Origin of the sequence: Ottowia thiooxydans (genome assembly GCF_040548795.1) — a bacterium.
GTDB lineage: Bacteria > Pseudomonadota > Gammaproteobacteria > Burkholderiales > Burkholderiaceae_C > Ottowia > Ottowia thiooxydans_A.
On the sequence record NZ_JBEPSH010000010.1, the window covers coordinates 22,010 to 37,588 of the forward strand.

At 58.5% G+C, this 15,579-nt stretch carries 13 protein-coding genes; all 13 read right to left on the minus strand.

Annotated elements, in window-relative coordinates; all coding sequences use genetic code 11:
* Positions 1–260: 260 nt before the first annotated feature.
* The 13 genes from ABIE13_RS22535 to gspE all read right to left on the minus strand — a co-directional run bounded on the left by ABIE13_RS22535 (position 261) and on the right by gspE (position 15,438).
* Positions 261–2,009, minus strand: coding sequence for a hypothetical protein (locus ABIE13_RS22535; RefSeq protein WP_354447647.1), 1,749 nt, complete (start codon positions 2,007–2,009; stop codon positions 261–263).
* A 178-nt stretch (positions 2,010–2,187) separates the two neighbouring features.
* A complete protein-coding gene (locus ABIE13_RS22540) occupies positions 2,188–2,625 on the minus strand; it encodes a hypothetical protein (RefSeq protein WP_354447649.1) in 438 nt (145 codons plus the stop codon).
* Between the two features lie 1,775 nt (positions 2,626–4,400).
* Positions 4,401–6,854 (minus strand): type II secretion system secretin GspD, encoded by a 2,454-nt coding sequence (gene gspD / locus ABIE13_RS22545; RefSeq protein ID WP_354447651.1) that lies wholly within the window; start codon positions 6,852–6,854, stop codon positions 4,401–4,403.
* Positions 6,855–7,002: 148 nt separating this feature from the next.
* Positions 7,003–7,740, minus strand: coding sequence for a hypothetical protein (locus ABIE13_RS22550; protein WP_354447653.1), 738 nt, complete (start codon positions 7,738–7,740; stop codon positions 7,003–7,005).
* Positions 7,737–8,312 (minus strand): type II secretion system protein GspM, encoded by a 576-nt coding sequence (gene gspM, locus ABIE13_RS22555; protein ID WP_354447655.1) that lies wholly within the window; start codon positions 8,310–8,312, stop codon positions 7,737–7,739. Before gspM ends, ABIE13_RS22550 begins: the two co-directional genes overlap by 4 nt.
* The gene (locus tag ABIE13_RS22560) at positions 8,309–9,409 is read right to left on the minus strand and encodes a PilN domain-containing protein (RefSeq protein ID WP_354447657.1); all 1,101 of its coding nucleotides are present in this window, start codon (positions 9,407–9,409) and stop codon (positions 8,309–8,311) included. The genes gspM and ABIE13_RS22560 overlap by 4 nt, the downstream gene beginning before the upstream one ends.
* Before the next feature lie 24 nt (positions 9,410–9,433).
* On the minus strand, positions 9,434–10,273 hold the full coding sequence (locus ABIE13_RS22565; RefSeq protein WP_354447659.1) for a general secretion pathway protein GspK: 840 nt from the start codon (positions 10,271–10,273) through the stop codon (positions 9,434–9,436).
* Positions 10,270–10,953, minus strand: coding sequence for a prepilin-type N-terminal cleavage/methylation domain-containing protein (locus tag ABIE13_RS22570; protein WP_354447661.1), 684 nt, complete (start codon positions 10,951–10,953; stop codon positions 10,270–10,272). The genes ABIE13_RS22565 and ABIE13_RS22570 overlap by 4 nt, the downstream gene beginning before the upstream one ends.
* Complete coding sequence (locus tag ABIE13_RS22575) at positions 10,950–11,369, minus strand: type IV pilus modification PilV family protein (protein ID WP_354447663.1); 420 nt, start codon at positions 11,367–11,369, stop codon at positions 10,950–10,952. The genes ABIE13_RS22570 and ABIE13_RS22575 overlap by 4 nt, the downstream gene beginning before the upstream one ends.
* Positions 11,366–11,857: a pilus assembly FimT family protein gene (locus ABIE13_RS22580; protein ID WP_354447956.1), complete on the minus strand. Its 492-nt coding sequence runs from the start codon at positions 11,855–11,857 to the stop codon at positions 11,366–11,368. The genes ABIE13_RS22575 and ABIE13_RS22580 overlap by 4 nt, the downstream gene beginning before the upstream one ends.
* A 142-nt stretch (positions 11,858–11,999) precedes the next feature.
* Complete coding sequence (gene gspG / locus ABIE13_RS22585; RefSeq protein WP_354447665.1) at positions 12,000–12,464, minus strand: type II secretion system major pseudopilin GspG; 465 nt, start codon at positions 12,462–12,464, stop codon at positions 12,000–12,002.
* A gap of 24 nt (positions 12,465–12,488) precedes the next feature.
* Positions 12,489–13,724 (minus strand): type II secretion system F family protein, encoded by a 1,236-nt coding sequence (locus tag ABIE13_RS22590; RefSeq protein ID WP_354447667.1) that lies wholly within the window; start codon positions 13,722–13,724, stop codon positions 12,489–12,491.
* Positions 13,717–15,438: a type II secretion system ATPase GspE gene (gene gspE, locus ABIE13_RS22595; protein ID WP_354447668.1), complete on the minus strand. Its 1,722-nt coding sequence runs from the start codon at positions 15,436–15,438 to the stop codon at positions 13,717–13,719. Before gspE ends, ABIE13_RS22590 begins: the two co-directional genes overlap by 8 nt.
* Positions 15,439–15,579 lie beyond the last annotated feature (141 nt).

A 15,579-nucleotide genomic window follows, 5' to 3' on the forward strand; every position in this document is an offset into this window, starting at 1 on the left:
CTAGACCAAGGAGCTTCCGCATGGAGGGAACGACCTGGCTGGAACGCCAAGCGCAAGCTACGATCAGCTTCGTTGATCAGATCCACGCTTCGGTTGGAATAGGCCAAGTATACGCGTGACACCCCAAACTGAATGTTCTGTATTCGTAATACATTGACAACCAAAAAAAAAGCGGAGGTTTCCCTCCGCTTTTACTAAAAGTTCTGAATTTAGAACCCCCAGCAAGCTGGAGGCGTTTCATTCAAGAAACTTTTATGGCATCACTCGGACACAGGTGGCCGAACGATAGCTGGTGCTGGACCAGATGGACGCTTGTAGCGGTGCGTGATCGCATCGCCGAAGTTACCAGTACCCGCTGAGTTTGCAGCCTTGAAGGTATTGGCAGCGTAACCGATCACTGGCAGACCTGCAGCGTAAGTCGTACCGTTGACAGTTCTAGAAGCTGGCAGGTTCACAGACATCCAACCAGCGCCGCCACCAGGCAAGCTGGCGTTAGCGATGTTGTAAGTTGTCAGCGAAGCGTTCAGTGCGCGCACGGATGCGTCACCGAATGTCAAGACAGCAACTTCACCGCAGAAGCCAGGTGCTTTGCCCACTGGTGCGCCTGGTGAGAATTCACCGTTGAACACTGGAACAATGGTCGATTCTTCACGGTTGTAGGCGTTGTAAGTTGCAACACCGTCGCTCAAGCACAGCATAGAACCGAAGAACAAGCCACCGGAAGTACGCGTTTTGAGCTGGACCGAGCCTTCTGGGTAGAAGAATGGTGCCGAGTAGAAGTTGAAGACTGGCTTCGACTCTACGCCGCCGCCCAGCTTAGGCGAGTTGTAGTTCACCACTGCTTGGTAACGACGTGTTGGCTGAGAGAACACCCAGTCAGTAGAGAAGTCAACACCGTTGTCGGTGCCAGCAGTCCACTCGTTCATCACTGCCGAAGTAGCCAGCGAAGCGCTCAACGCAGCCGCTTGAGTCGGCGCGTATTGGTACGTGCTGACGTAAGGCGTAGACAGGTCAGGCAAGTCGAAAGGCAACATTTCGACCAGCGGAGGCGTAGTGCCACCACCAGCAGCGTTGGTCAACAGCGGATCAGCTGTTTCGCCGAAACGGCTACGAACGCCAGCGATCTCTTCAGACCACACCAACTTAGCATCGGCAGGGAATGTTGGGTTCGAAGCGCCGATTTGCGGTGCGAAGAACAGACGAGCTGCTGCTGGCACAGGCGAACCAACTGATTGAGACTGCAGAGCCACAATCGCGGAGTTAGGACCACCGTAGGAGGTCACGTTCTGCGCGTTGTAGATGGACCAGTTACCCATCAGACCGCCAGTAGGAGCTGTCAGACCAAAGGTCGAAGCTTCAGCGACGCTCAGTGCGATCTCTGGGTTCATCAGCTTAGCCAAGACCGTAGCACCGGATGCTGTGGATCCGCAAGGAGCCACGCCATTCTTGTGCTTGATAGTCTCGTAAACTTCGGAACCTGGACGGATGTCGGCCATGTTCAGCCACTCAACGTAACCTTCTTGAGTGTGAGCTGCACGTGCTTCCACGGTCAGAGCTGCATCCAGACGAGTGTCAGTGAAAGGAACGCCACCGGGGGTGTTGGTTGCGTTAGGAATCAGTGGCAGCACGCAAGAATTGTCAGGCGTCAACAGGCGTGAGTAGCCGTCAGGACCTTGCGAGACCGATGCGGTCCACACGTCATAAGGCGACAGCAGGACTGTAAAGTCAAGAATATCGTCAGAGTTAGCAGCGCCACGGAAACGGACCTTAACAGCCTTACCGTTGGTAGTGTCGGTGTTCACCACAGACAACAGCGTGCCAGTTTGATTGGCAGTGTTGAAGTAAGGAGTGACCAGAATGTGGCCAACACCGGTGTCAGTCGACGCGCTCAGCGTTTGAGCTGGTGCGGCTGTGACATCTTGAACGACCCACACAGCGTGTGCAGCACCAGAGAACCCCAGGCCCCCAAGAGCGGCTACAGCGCCGAGTGCCAATAAGCTTTTCTTCATAGCTATGACTCCATTAAAAAGGTAATTGCAAGGACCAAGCCAGTTCTTGGAATGCTCGGTGATCGTAGCACGGCTTGAGATTTCGATTCAATCGGATTCTATGGCTCGTCAACGTACTGTTTTGTTTATGCAACATATGCACGATCCCAAGTGCGTAGACCCGCTTGACAAAAGGACTTCAGAGCTTCTCAAAGAACCACCACTGCCCTTCGTCACGAACCCACACCTCGTCATGATAACCCACGACTTCGGGAATACTGCGTGCAAATCTAGGAATATTGATAGCGGTTGTCAGTCTGACTCGAACAGTGCAGCGTGCGGCCTCGCAAGTGGCTTCGTGAATTTGCGCGCCTTTCCAGGTACCTGCAGTGCCAAATCGCTGCTTATAGGCCTCAGGCTTGACCACTGCACGAAATCCCGGCTGCGCAAAGTTGTAGGCCTTGTCAAAGTCGCGCTTGACCAGCGCATCCCAGCGGGCTTCAGCGCGGGCCTGCACCTCTTGCTCTGGCGTTTTGGCGGTCATGGAAGCGCAGCCTGCCAGCAAAGCGCCCGCAAGAATGGCACTTGTCGCCAACAGCGTGCGGCGCGGCAAGAACGAAGAAAAGACTGATGTCATGGAGAAAAAGCTCCTCAGGGAGAATATTTAACAGGGCTGGATCGCCCAACTGGAAGAACCAGCGGCGGTAAGACCAGCTTTGCGGCCACTAAGTTCACTCGATGCGGCATGTCGCATGCTATACCTACTTCGTACTGCGCCGCACCGAGACTCGGCTGCGACCCGCTTCAGCGTACCCGTCAGATATTGGTTTGTATGCTGGGCGGCCCGCCAACGGCGCAAAGTCGCTCGACAATTGAGCAGCTTACCATTACCAAATGTAGCCGAAAGAAGGCGCCTCCCCTGTCTCTATTAACGCCTTGAGGCCAACTTTGGCTGCTCAACGCCATCTGAAGGTGCCCCTCTTCACTGGTTACCCAGTCTTCAAGAGGATGCGGAACAGATAAGGGTAATTTCCGCTGTGACGCGATTAAGGCCTTATTGCAAGAAACCTATCGTTGGATTGCTATATGTATGTTCAGACGGGGCCTCTATGACCCTTGGGACCCTTATATATAAGGGCTTAAGCGTGCCGCGACCTGAATGGAGCAAGCATTCCAGCAAGAAGCCTAAGCCCTGCTCAGTACGCAACGTACCCTCTACTTTAGGTCCAGTGGTAAGGCGCACCACTATTCAAACGGATGAGCCATCATCCGCGTCGGGCCCAGCTCATTGAGGTTTGGAGTGCGCGCTTATCGGCTCGGTCGCGTCAATGGAAACGGGACATTGACTGGCCGACCTGCTCTAAAGGCCGTAACACGTGTTGCACTTCATTTTCAAAGCCAATCAACAGTTTTTGAGACCTCGAAATGCTGAAAAGCTGCCGCAGGAGCCAGCCATCGGATTGGGCCGGGCGCGCAAGATCTCCATTTTTTGACCTTTGTTTTTGCCCGCAGTACAGCCGTTCACAAGGAACGTGTCTACGCTCCGCATACGGTTTCGACGCCTCAACCTGAACGACATATAGTTGTTTCAATGCCACTCATCGCCTCACCAACACCATTGCCCCCCAATCCGTGCAGGTTTCAAGAAGGCATCTTGGCTTGTCTGGGTCTTTTTTCGGATCCTTTAAATTTCCGCGCTGCCTATTTCACGACCTCCGCCGGTGTGCTTGGTATAGAAGTTTGGCCCGCTGAGCGCTAAGAATCTCACGCCTGGCCATGCTCCAACCTTCAGGCGCGACCGCTCCCGGCAAAGAGCTACGTGCGGGCCATTGCAGCTCGGCCTTGCTGGTCTCGTCCCTAGCCCCTCAGTTCGTTTCCTCCGAGCTGGGACGACTCAGGCAACGGTCTCAAGACGCAGTTGTTACAGGACGAGGTGGCGCCAGACTTGGAAATGCCTGAAGCAGGGGGCCGCCCATCGGATCGCGAAGTTCGCGACTTACTTCACGAATATCCTCATCCGATCAATCCATCTGAGGCGCCAAGACAAGCAGCAATTCGGTTCGCCGGCTGTTTTTGACCTATGTACCGAACAATCCCCCAATAATTGAAATGGAAATAAGTAGGGGTAGGCCAGTGCTGCTATTGCTCGCGCGGCCCCTTTACAAGAAGCCTCTGGGTGAGTAACTTTTTTGGCTAGGGGCGAATGCTCATTACTACTTGTGCCAGATAAGCACTTGAACAACTTTAATGCCAAACTCCGCCGAGCGTGAGCACCACAAAAGGTGATGCTCCACGCAACGCTCCGAAATCTCCAGCCCTTCAACTCAGTGTGGAGCGAATAAATTTGCAGGGCCAATGCAAGTTCCCCCTGCATTGGCCCTGGTCAAGGTCGGAGCGACTCAGGCAGCGGTATCAGGGCGCGGTAGTTGCAGGACGGGGTGGCGCAAGATTTGAAATGCCCGAAGCAGTGAGGCCGCCCATCCGATCGCGAAGCTCGCGACTTACTGCACGAATATCCTCATCCGATCGAACCACGCGAGGTGTAAAGACCACAAGCAACTCAGTGCGGGTCGTGTTCTTCCTCTGCGTACCAAAAAGGCCCCCAATCACAGGAATGGATGAGAGCACAGGCAACCCGCTTCTGCCAGATGATGAATTGTCTTTGATTAGGCCGCCTAGCACCACGGTTTCACCAGACCGTACAGCCACCTGCGACTGGATCTGCCGCTGCGTAAAGGTAGGCTGCCCGGTCACGGTATCTCCAGTTCCAACGTCGGTCACCTGCTGATTAATATCAAGGGTAACGAGATCTCCCGCATTGACTGAGGGAGTTACACCCAGCATGACGCCGGTATCTCTGTACTGAATGTTCCCCGTCGTGGTGACATTTCCAGTGACGATGGCACCGCCAACGTTAACAGGTTGCTGGGTTCCCACGCTGATGTTGGCAGCGTGGTTGTCAAGCACCAAAAGCGAAGGACTTGAGATGACTTTGACAAGCGATTTGCCAGCCAGGGCGCTCAAGACCGCCATGATGTTGCCTGCGCCATTGCCAATGGCATAGGTAAAACCTGTACCTGCAGTAACGGTAGGAAAGTTGAAGGCGGTGGACCCAGAGGCCAGCGGAATCCCGGAATTGTTGCCGGTAGCATTGTTGAGAATGCCGGTACCCCGAACATTCCCTCCGAAACCATTATTGAAAGCCCATTGAAGACCGTATTGCAGACTGTCGTCCAGCATGACCTCCACAATGGTGGCTTCAATGAGCACCTGGGCGCGCTGGACATCCAGGCGCTTGAGAGTGGCTTCTATGCGCTCATATTCAGAGGGCTTGGCGTGGATAAGCAGCGTATTGTTGATGCGGTCGGCCATGACGCGAACCGATTGGCCGAGCATGGTGGTGCCGCTGACGGTGGCGCGTTGCTGGTTGGTGGGCACATTGCGGTTGAGCTGGTTAGAGCCAAATGCGGTGCCCCCCAGGGAAGAGCCGCCGAATCCGCCTCCTCCACCGAAGCCGCTGCCTCCTCCGAACCCGCTGCCGCCGAAGCCACCGGAGGATGTGTTGCTGACTGTGCCCAGCCCAGGTGCCACGCCGGTGGCGCCAGTGCCTGGGGTCCCAGACGCCGAAGTCCCGCCATAAATACCGTTGAGCAGTTCAGCCAGGTGGTCGGAGGATCCGTTTTGCACCTTGTAGACAAACAGCTGAGGTTCGGCGCTGTTCATGTTGGGACGGTCGAACTGCTCGATCCAGTAACGGATTTCATCCAGGTACGCCGAGCGAGGGGTTACCACGAGCACGGCGTTGATGCGTTCAACGGCCATGACGCGCACAGCGCCAAACAGGGGGCTGCCCTCGCCCAGCGCATTGGCACCAATGGCCGGGGCATTCGGGGCCGCCGCAGCGCCTGCCGCTGCATTCGCCCCGCCCGCACGAGCCGCATTGGCCTGAGGCGCATTGCCTCGATTGGCCGCAGTACTGCCCAACCTGGCTGAAGCCATGCCAGAGGGCACAGCTCCGGCAGCAGGCATGGTTCCGGAGAGCATCTGCAGGGCGGCCTGGACCTCTTCCGGAGTCGTGTGCTTGAGGGGGAACATGCCGACAGACATTCCGCGAAGAATGTTGACGTCGAAGGTATTGACCAGGTCAAGCCAGCCTTCAGCTTCAGCCCTGGTGCCTTTCATGACCAGCACGTTGCGCATGGTGTCCACACGCACGATGGAGCCTTGTTTCACCAAAGGCTGCAGGATATTGGCCATTTCCTGCGCGCCAAGATACTCAAGCGGGATCACGATGGCGCCGTAGCCCGGAGGCAACGTGCCATTACCCGCCAGGCGCGGAGCCGCAACGATGGAGCTCAATGCATCTGGCGTGCCGACATGGTAGGTTCCGCGGGCATCGCGTGCCAGGACTACCCCATTGATCTGCAGGGCGCTTTCCAGCAGGTTGAAGGCTTTATCGGCATTGATTGGCCCCCGTGTGACGAGTGTGATGGTGCCAGGCAATGGGGGATGCGCTACGTAATCAACCTTGAGCAGGTCGCGCAGCATGACTTGGACCACCTCCGCCGTGGGAGCATCCTGGAAGTTGAAACTGGTGGGCTGCCCCTTGATGGTGCTGGGCCCAGCGTTCACACCTTTCAGCATTTGATCATTGCCACGAATAATGACGGGCTCGATGTCAGACGCGTCTTGAAGAGGCTTGGGCGCGGCCCTGCGTGCCGAAGAGGCAGCAGGCCACTGAGGCAGCGGTGCGGCGGCCAGTTCCGCTTGGCTGAGAGTTGCGCTGGAAGGCGACACTGGCTGCGTCACGCAACCTGCCAGCAGCGTGAGCACGAGCAAGGAGAGGGTGGAGCGTTGTGGATGCATCTGTGAACCTATTGACAACGGGGGCCGCACGCTGGGAGCCCTGTAAACCGGGGTGAAACCAGCAGGCAAACCTGAAACGGCCCTGCGTCCGCTTCTATTTGGGCCTTCTTCAGAAGGCTCGCGAAGCTTGAGTGAAATATGGAAAACCTCATGGACCGAACGACCCTTTTATGGCAGGAGGAGAGTCGCCGGTGGACGGATTTGTCGGTGCAGCGGACGGTGGCGCTGCAGGACGAGGGGAAACTTGAGGCATCGTACCAAGCGGTGTTGAAACCGCTGGGGGCGTGGCTCGAGCAGGTGCTGGGCCTGCAGGGGCAGCACGGGCTGGCGCCGGCCGCGGAGCTGCAGCATTCGTTCGAGCGGCACCCCCCCTGGCATTGTTGCCTGCAGCCGCAGGTGCTGCGCCTGAAGCCAGAGGCAACGGAATGACGCGTTCTTCGTCGCCTTTTTCAAACACGGCTTCGCTGCTGCGTATGGTGCGCAGAGTCCATTCGCCTATCTTGTCGCCACTGCGGACAAAGCGTGATTTGCCTTCGACTTCAGCCAGTACACCCCGCAGGGCAGGCCCATTGATGGTGCCAAACATCTTGATTTTGTCGAGTTCAACGGGAGGTACTTCAGGCGCGGACGCCGGTGCCTCTGGAGCAGGCGGTGGCGGTGGGCGCCGGGTAGCAGAAAACAGTGGCCGATCAACGATTTCTGCAAATGCGGCACCGGCCTCGGGATGTGTGCGAAGCAATGCCGCGCGCGAGTCATCAAGGTTAGGGCGCTGGGCCGCAGGTGGCGACCAATGATTGGTGCCTCCGATACCAGACCATAACAAGGCAAGGACAACGACCAACAGCACGTTCAGTGCTAGCAGCATAGGTGTGATGCGGCGATTCATTGGCGCACCTTCAGCACGAACAGACTGAGCTGCGCAATGATGTTGTGAGGGCGCCCCTGCACCGGCTGTGGTGTCAGTTGGGTGTTTTCACTGAATATGATGGGCGACTTGGACATGGCCGCCATATCACGAAGAAAGTCGCGCAGAGCAGGAAGTTCACCTTCCACACGCAGGTTGAGGCCGATGCGCAAAAAATCTCCGTCCTCACGCGCAGCCAATACCTGGCTGCTGGCCACTTGAAGGCCCCGCGCGGTCATGGCTGTGCGCAACTCTTGCAACGCCGAGTTTCCAGCCTGAGCCGGATCTCCGTCAGCGCCGTAGGCGAGCCGCGACAGATTGGCGGAAAGAGTGCTTTCAGTAGTGCGTAACCGCTCGCCGTCGGCGCGCAAGCCTGCCAGACGCGCATACCGAGGCTCGAGTTGCTCAATCAGGGTCGCGGCTTGATGGTGCTTGGCAGCGACGTAGCTGACACCGACGATCAAGAGGGCGACAAGCAATGCGCCGCCTGCCAACAGCCAGGCGTGCTCAGGGCGCAGGACTCTGCGTTTGATGACAGATCCCTCCCCGCTCATGGCTGGACTCCTGCGCGCAACAACCCGTAGACGGCGGGATCAAGCGTGAGCTCGAGAGAAAAGGCCTCTTTATTACTGTTACCCACGCGAGTGGCGGGGGACGGCGAACGCACACCCGACACACCAGGCTGGCTGCCCAAAAGGCGCACCAAGGCAGCAGCGTCATCGGCAATACCGTTGATAGTTACCTTGGCGCCTTCTTGCCGCAGGTTGGAAAGCCAGACACTGTCAGGCAAGGTTTTTGTGAGCATATCCAGAACAGGTAGAGGTGCCAGTTGCTGTTCGGCGAGCTTGGCGATGGTCTGCAGGCGCTCCGTGCGTTGCACCACTTGTTCTCGTTGTGTGAGTTGCGGTTTGGCCTGGGCATTCAATTGATCAAAAGCCTGCTGTGCCTCCAAAGCTCTCATTCTGGTTTGCACAGTGGGCGTGATGGCCACTGCAACCAATAGTAAGAGGGCTACGGCCAGCAACACCGCCCGCAAACTGAGTACTCGCGAAACTCGCCGCTTGCGTTCGGCACCCCCATATCCTCCGAAGACCAGCGGGACACAGGTTTCGTGAGCGTTGGCGCGAGGGCCTGGCAGTACCCACACTTCTGCCGTGACATTGTCAGAGGCGCCTGTGCCTAATACTTGTTGCAAGCGCTTTTCGATTTCCTGGGTGGAAGTCAGTGCCACATCTACGGCCAGGGTGTCGCCGGCCCCGGGCCTGGCAGCAAACGCGCTCGCAGTACGCTCAGGCGGGAACGGCGATATGGCTGCGACCTCAAGCGCCACTGCCCGGGCAAGATCAGCTCGCGCGAGCTGGGGCAAAACCAGTTGCCGACGCAGTACCTGCTCCGGCAGGAGTTCTATAGCCCGAATACTGGCCTCCTGCTCGGAACTCGCGCCCTCTTGCGCAAGGTGGGCAGTACCTTGCACCATGTCCCAGGTGCTGCTTTGGCCGTTAGCCTGGATCAGCTCGACACGAACGGTAGGTGCCAGCCAGCGAAACGCGCGGGAACTGAGAAGCAAATCTCCCGCCGCAGACCATTGGCTGGGCCACTGGGAGACATCCAGGCCAAAAAAGCGACGTTGATCAGGGCTTGATGCAAGCATGTTGAAAAATTAGCGCGCCCCGGTTCAGGGCGATGATGCGGACAGGATTCGGCGCGAAGCGGAAAATACGCGCCAAGGCTCGCCGGTAGGCGTAAAGGTCAGGCCAATATCTCGCGTCAGGAGCAGCATTTTGCCTTCTTCCAGCGGAACCTTGACCGAAATTCGATATTCATCTGAGTTGGCACGGGATACGAGGCCCTGATTAAGCAAACTGGTATCGACATTGGCACCGGGGGTGGAACGCCGACCGGCGATGTCCGCAGCTTGCGCCAGATTTCCGTCCGTCAGCACTGCCAGAACCTCTGGCGGTGCTGACAGGGGATCTACCCCCCCAGTGCGAGTGACGGCGGTGAAAAGCGAACTCACTCGCTCGTACAGGGCGTAGTCGAAGCCGGGCACAAGCAGCAGGTCTTCCACGGACTCGAACCAGCGTTTGTCGCTTCCCTCGGCCCGTTCGTCACGCCATTGGACTACGGTATTGGCCATGGCATCAGCAGCGGACAGGTTCAGCCCGCCCGCCACCCGAAGTACGTTCGAAAGCATAGGCGCGCCTGCGCCGTTGAGCGACACCAAACCGTTGAGCGGCATGACTTCCACTTGCATGTCCACCCCATCGAAGCGCTGGCTACCCTGCACCATGCCGCGTGGGCGCTGTGGGCTGATTTGTATTTCCTGCAGCGTCAACGCGACAGCGGCTTCTCCCAGGGCTTGCCCGACGATTTCATCGCGTTGCGTTCCTGCAACAAGAATTTGCTGCCGCACCGTTTGAGACATGCCTGTGACCAACAGACTCAAGGCCGCGACGATCCACAGGACGGCGATCAGCGCCATGCCAGAAGTGTGATGAGGACGACTGCGTTTCATGGGCCCCAAGAGCCTCTCATGACGGAAGGGTCCGTGGCTGCCAGTCCGCGCATGGATGTCACCAAAGGAGGCCAAGGGGGATCTACCCCATGTATGGTGGCTTCGACGGCCGAGGGCAGAACGATGTTCGGTCGCAAATTCTGCGGTGGCCAAGCGGGCAACCATTGCAGAGTGTCAGGCTCCAGGTACCGCAGATCGAAGCCCGTTACGGGCTCGGCCAATACCTGCGCGCTGGCACTACCCCATGCTGAGAAAACTGGAGCGCCTGTCCAGGGAGCATAGCGAAGCACTACCTGCGAGCCCTCCAGCGCCAGACGCATGTAGTGGCGACCCCCAACGCCATAACGAGCCGGCATGACGCCTATCCACGCCAGTGAGTTTGGAGTAGCTTCAAAAAAAATGGCTTGCGCAGTCCCAGTGGAGCCTCCGCCCGGCAAGCGCCGAACAGATGCCGAGCCAAGCACCGAATTGAGCAAGGCGCCTGTCACACGCAGGCGATCTGAAGAGTCAATACGCCGTTCGATGCTTTCGCTGGTCTGACTCATGGCACGCATGGCACCCGTGAGACCCAGCATCAGCAAAGACAGCAGTGCGAGTGCGATCAGGACTTCGACCAGCGTAAAGCCGGCGACCTGACGCCCGTTCCGGACAGTCAACCCATATGAGCAACGGAGCGTCATGAGCGCCCCCCTGCCTGAGGCCTGCGTTCCGGGCGCACACTGGCCAACGCATAGCTGCGCTGCATGGTGCCATCCATCCATTGAATGCTGATTCGCAGTTCATGCAGGCGAGCCGCGCGTGGCTGGTCGTTTGCAGGCGTGGGAAACGGTGCGCTTTGCACTGTCCAGCCGTAGCCGGCCGTTTCCCCGCTGGCCTGAATACCTTCAGCCGGAGCGACCTGATAGGCCGCCAAGAGGGACTGTGCCAGCACCATGGCCCGCTCCTGCCCTGCAAGTTGACCCGTGTGGCGGGCGTTATTGCCCATCACGCGATAGAGCATGCCCAGCGCGATGGCCATGATGGCAAAAGCCACAAGGATTTCAAGCAACGAAAAGCCTTGCACTCGACCCCTTGGCGATCGTGAACGGAAACTCATGGCCCGACGGGCTCCTGCTCGACCCGGCCAGAAAACCAATCCACGCGCAACCTGACCCCTCCGCCCGAAGGGCGAAGCAGATCCACACTGCCGCCGCTAGCTCCTCCGGAGGACAGAAAGCGGATGGCCATATCGCCATCGGCGCCGGATTCCTGCTGGGCCATGACGGCGCGGATCTGCAAAGGTTCAGGCACAGTATGACGCTTGCGCCCTTCCACGCCGAAACTGCGCTGGTTGAGATTGACGGCAAACCGGACATCGGAACCACCGCTTTGCGCAAGGTACCTGGCAGTGCGCATGTCAGTAAGAATGGCACGCACGGTTTCGCGGTACTGCGCGGATTCGCTCAAGCGGCCAAAGGCGATAGGGACCAGGCCGACCAGCAAGGCCATCAAGGCCATGACGACCATGATTTCGATCAAGGTAAAGCCGCTGGTCCTGAGGGAGCGTCCTGCATGGGTTGCATGGGCATCACCCGGAGGCAACATCAAAGCGGGGCGTCTGGCGCAGGACTGCTCTCGCCTTCCCTGGGAAGAGGAAGGGGCAGGACGGGCCCGAGGGGAGCTCCCCTCAACGCCGCCAGCCCTCCATGAGCGCTGCATCGCCAGTTGTTCCAAGAGCGGAGAAAACTCAGTTGACGTTCCGGACGTCGGCGTTTTCACCTTCACCGCCGGGCGCGCTGTCCCCGCCTAGTGAAAGGATTTCAATGCCACCGTTGGGGCCGGGGTTGGCGTAGCGGTACGGACTGCCCCATGGGTCATTGGGTACGCCGCCCTTCAGATAGGGGCCGTTCCAGCCGTTCGCCGAACCTGGCTTGGTGATAAGGGCCTGCAAGCCTTCTGCATTGGAAGGGTAGCGGCCGGTATCGAGCTTGTAGATTTCAAGCGCCTTGTCGATGTCGGAAATCTGCAGTGCAGCGGTCTTGGACTTGGCGCCGCCCAATTGGTTAAGCACGCGAGGGCCCACAATGCCTGCGAGCAGGGTCAGAATGGCCAACACCACCAACAATTCGATCAGGGTAAAACCCCTGCTACGACGCGGGTGGGATGAAGACGATGACAGGGACAGACGCTGGCGTAGCGCGGAAGTTTTCATGGCGCTTTTCTCTCTTTACAGGGTTTATTGGGCAAGGTCGTTGACAGACAGGATGCCGAGCAAGATAGACACAATGATGGCGGCGATCAATACGCCCAGCACCAAAATAAGAATGGGTTCCAGTAAAGTCAGCGCACGCTTGATGCCGGTTTCGACTTCTCGGTTCAGGATGTCGGCCAATTCGGTCATCATGTGCCCAATACGGCCAGTCTCTTCTCCCACTCTGACCAGGTTGATGGCCAAAGGTTCAAATACCTTCGTGGATTGCATGGCGACAACCATGCGCGTGCCCTCTTTCACCATGGGCGCCATCTTGGACAGCGGCTCGCGCAGTCGCGCATTTCCTACAGTTTCAGTCGCGATATGCAAGGCCGTCAATAGCGGCACGCCGTTGCCCAGCAGGGTGCCTAGCGAACGCGAAAAAAGTGTAAGTTCGTACTTGTGCAGCAAGGGACCGAGCACCGGCAGCCCCAATATCCAGTTCTGCCATTTGGCACGTCCTGAAGGCGAGCGCAACCAGCGCAGAAAAAGCCAGCCCACCAGTACGATGACCGGAATCAACACCGGCCCGTAGCTGCGGAAAACATGGCCCAGCACCATGACAACGCGTGTGGGCATGGGCAGTGCGTCCCCCATGTCCTTGAAAAGCTGTTCGAACTGCGGCACCACGAAGCCCAGCATGGCCACGAGCGAGATCACCGCCACACCTAGCAAAATGGCCGGATACAGCGTGGCAGAAACCACGCTTTCTCGAAGGGCGCGCAGCCTCTCCATGTGAGAGACCAGGCGCTCGAGCACCTGGGACATCTGACCGCTGGCCTCGCCTGAACGCACCATATTGATGTAGAAATCACCGAAATGCTCGCGGTGCACAGTCAACGCACGGCTGAACGGGGCACCGCCTTTCACATCCTCAAGGATTGCCTCCAGCAAGACACGGACACTGGGCTTGTGGCTCATCTCGATCAAAACGCGCAAAGCATTGTCAAGCGCCAGGCCAGCGCGCAGCATGATGGAAAGCTCGGTGGTCAGCGTCAGGATGTCGGCTGCCTTGACCGGGCTTTTGTCTATCCGGGTATTTACGCGCAAACCCGGCACGCTCTTGGCCGTGGCGGGGTTCAGCGCAGCGTCTTCTACATGGATAGGCGTGAGTCCGCGCTCGCGCAACTGACGCAGGACGGCAGCGCTTGCGGCCGCTTCGGTGCGGCCTTCGACGAGTTGGCCATTGGCCTGCGCCGCGCGCCAGACGAACTCAGGCATCTGTGTGATCCTGGGTGACGCGCAAGACTTCGTCGAGGCTGGTCACCCCGGAGGCCACCTTGCGCAAGCCGTCGTCATAGAGCGTGTACATACCAGCCTGAATGGCCAGATTCTGCAAGGCACTGGCGTCCAGGCCCCTCAGGATACCGCTGCGCATGTCTTCGTCGACCACCAGCAACTCATGGATACCCGCGCGCCCCTGATAGCCCGTTCCGCGGCAATGATCACACCCTTTAGCTTCATAAATGGGGGCGCCGGGGGACAGGAATCGGGAGAGGCCGGAGCTTTCCACCAATTCAGGCGCCGGTTGCACAGGCGCGCGGCAGTGCCTGCAAAGCCGGCGGACCAGCCGCTGCGCCAACACGCCGTTGACAGTGGAAGTAATCAGGTAGCGCTCCACGCCCATGTCCTGCATACGTACCACGGCACTGGCAGCTGTATTGGTGTGCAAGGTGGAAAGTACAAGGTGACCCGTGAGTGAAGATTGCACGGCGATCTGCGCCGTTTCCCCGTCACGCATTTCACCGATCATGATGATGTCGGGATCTTGCCGCAGGATGGAGCGCAGCGCGTTACCGAAAGTCAGATTGATCTGGGAATGCACCTGGATCTGGTTGATACCTTCCAGCTGATATTCAACTGGATCTTCAACCGTGATGATTTTCTGCGTGGTCGAATCGAGCTTGGCCAATGCGGCATAGAGCGTCGTGGTTTTGCCAGAGCCCGTGGGGCCTGTGACCAACAGGATGCCGTGTGGCCGCGATACGAGTTGATTGAATCGTGAGAGCGTATCTTTCTCGAATCCCATGTCTTCGAGGCTGAAACGCACGCTGGCGCGGTCCAGCACACGCATGACCACGCTTTCGCCGTGCACGGTGGGCACCGTCGATACACGCAGATCCAGCTCGCGCCCCTTCACACGGGTCTTGATGCGACCATCTTGCGGCAGGCGACGCTCTGCAATGTCGAGATGCGCCATGAGCTTCACGCGTGAGCTGACAGCCGCGCCCAGACGCGCTGGCACCATTTCCCCAGGAAGTAAGACGCCATCGACCCGGTAGCGCACATGCAAGCCATCGTCGAATGGTTCGAGGTGGATGTCCGAGGCACGAAGCTCGATGACGCGGCCGATGATGGCGTTCACCAGGCGGATCACGGGCGCTTCACTGGCCAGATCTCGCAGGTGCTCTACGAAATCGCCAGAGTCGCCTTCCAGCTCAGCGCTTTCTTCGTCATCTTCACTGGCGGGCGCTTCATCGAGAAAGCGTGTGAGCGCCTTTTCAATATCGCTGGGCACGCCGACGCTTGGATGCACGGCCAGGCCGGAAGTCAATCGCAAGGCCTGCAGCACGAAAGAGTCCTGGGGCGCCGCCATGACGACTTGCAACTGGCCATCTTCGGCACGAAGCGGCAGCACTCGATTGGCCTTCAGAAACTCGGGCAACAAGCCTTCGGTTTCCGGCAGTTGATCAGGAAAGGCATCTGCCGTGACAAAAGGCAGTTCCAGATGCTCCGAAAGGGCGCGCGCGGCATCCACTTCAGAGACGAGGCCGAGGCTGACCAGCACCCGGTCCAGCGAGCCGCCCATCTCCCGCTGCGCGGCCATGGCGCGTTCCATGTCTCGCGCGCTGAGCTTGCCAGCACGCACCAGGAGACTGCCAAAACGATGCCACGGGTCGGCAAGTGTGCTGGCAGACTCCAGGGTGGGCTCCATAGCCGGGGACTCAAGGGAGGATGGACTGTTCATGCAACAAAAGAGAGCGTGCCTGGCGGCAAAACACCCGATCCTAGCACCCTAAGAGCCTGTTCAAAGTCTTTTCGGGGCCGCGCAAGTGCCATTGCGGGCGCCCGGCTT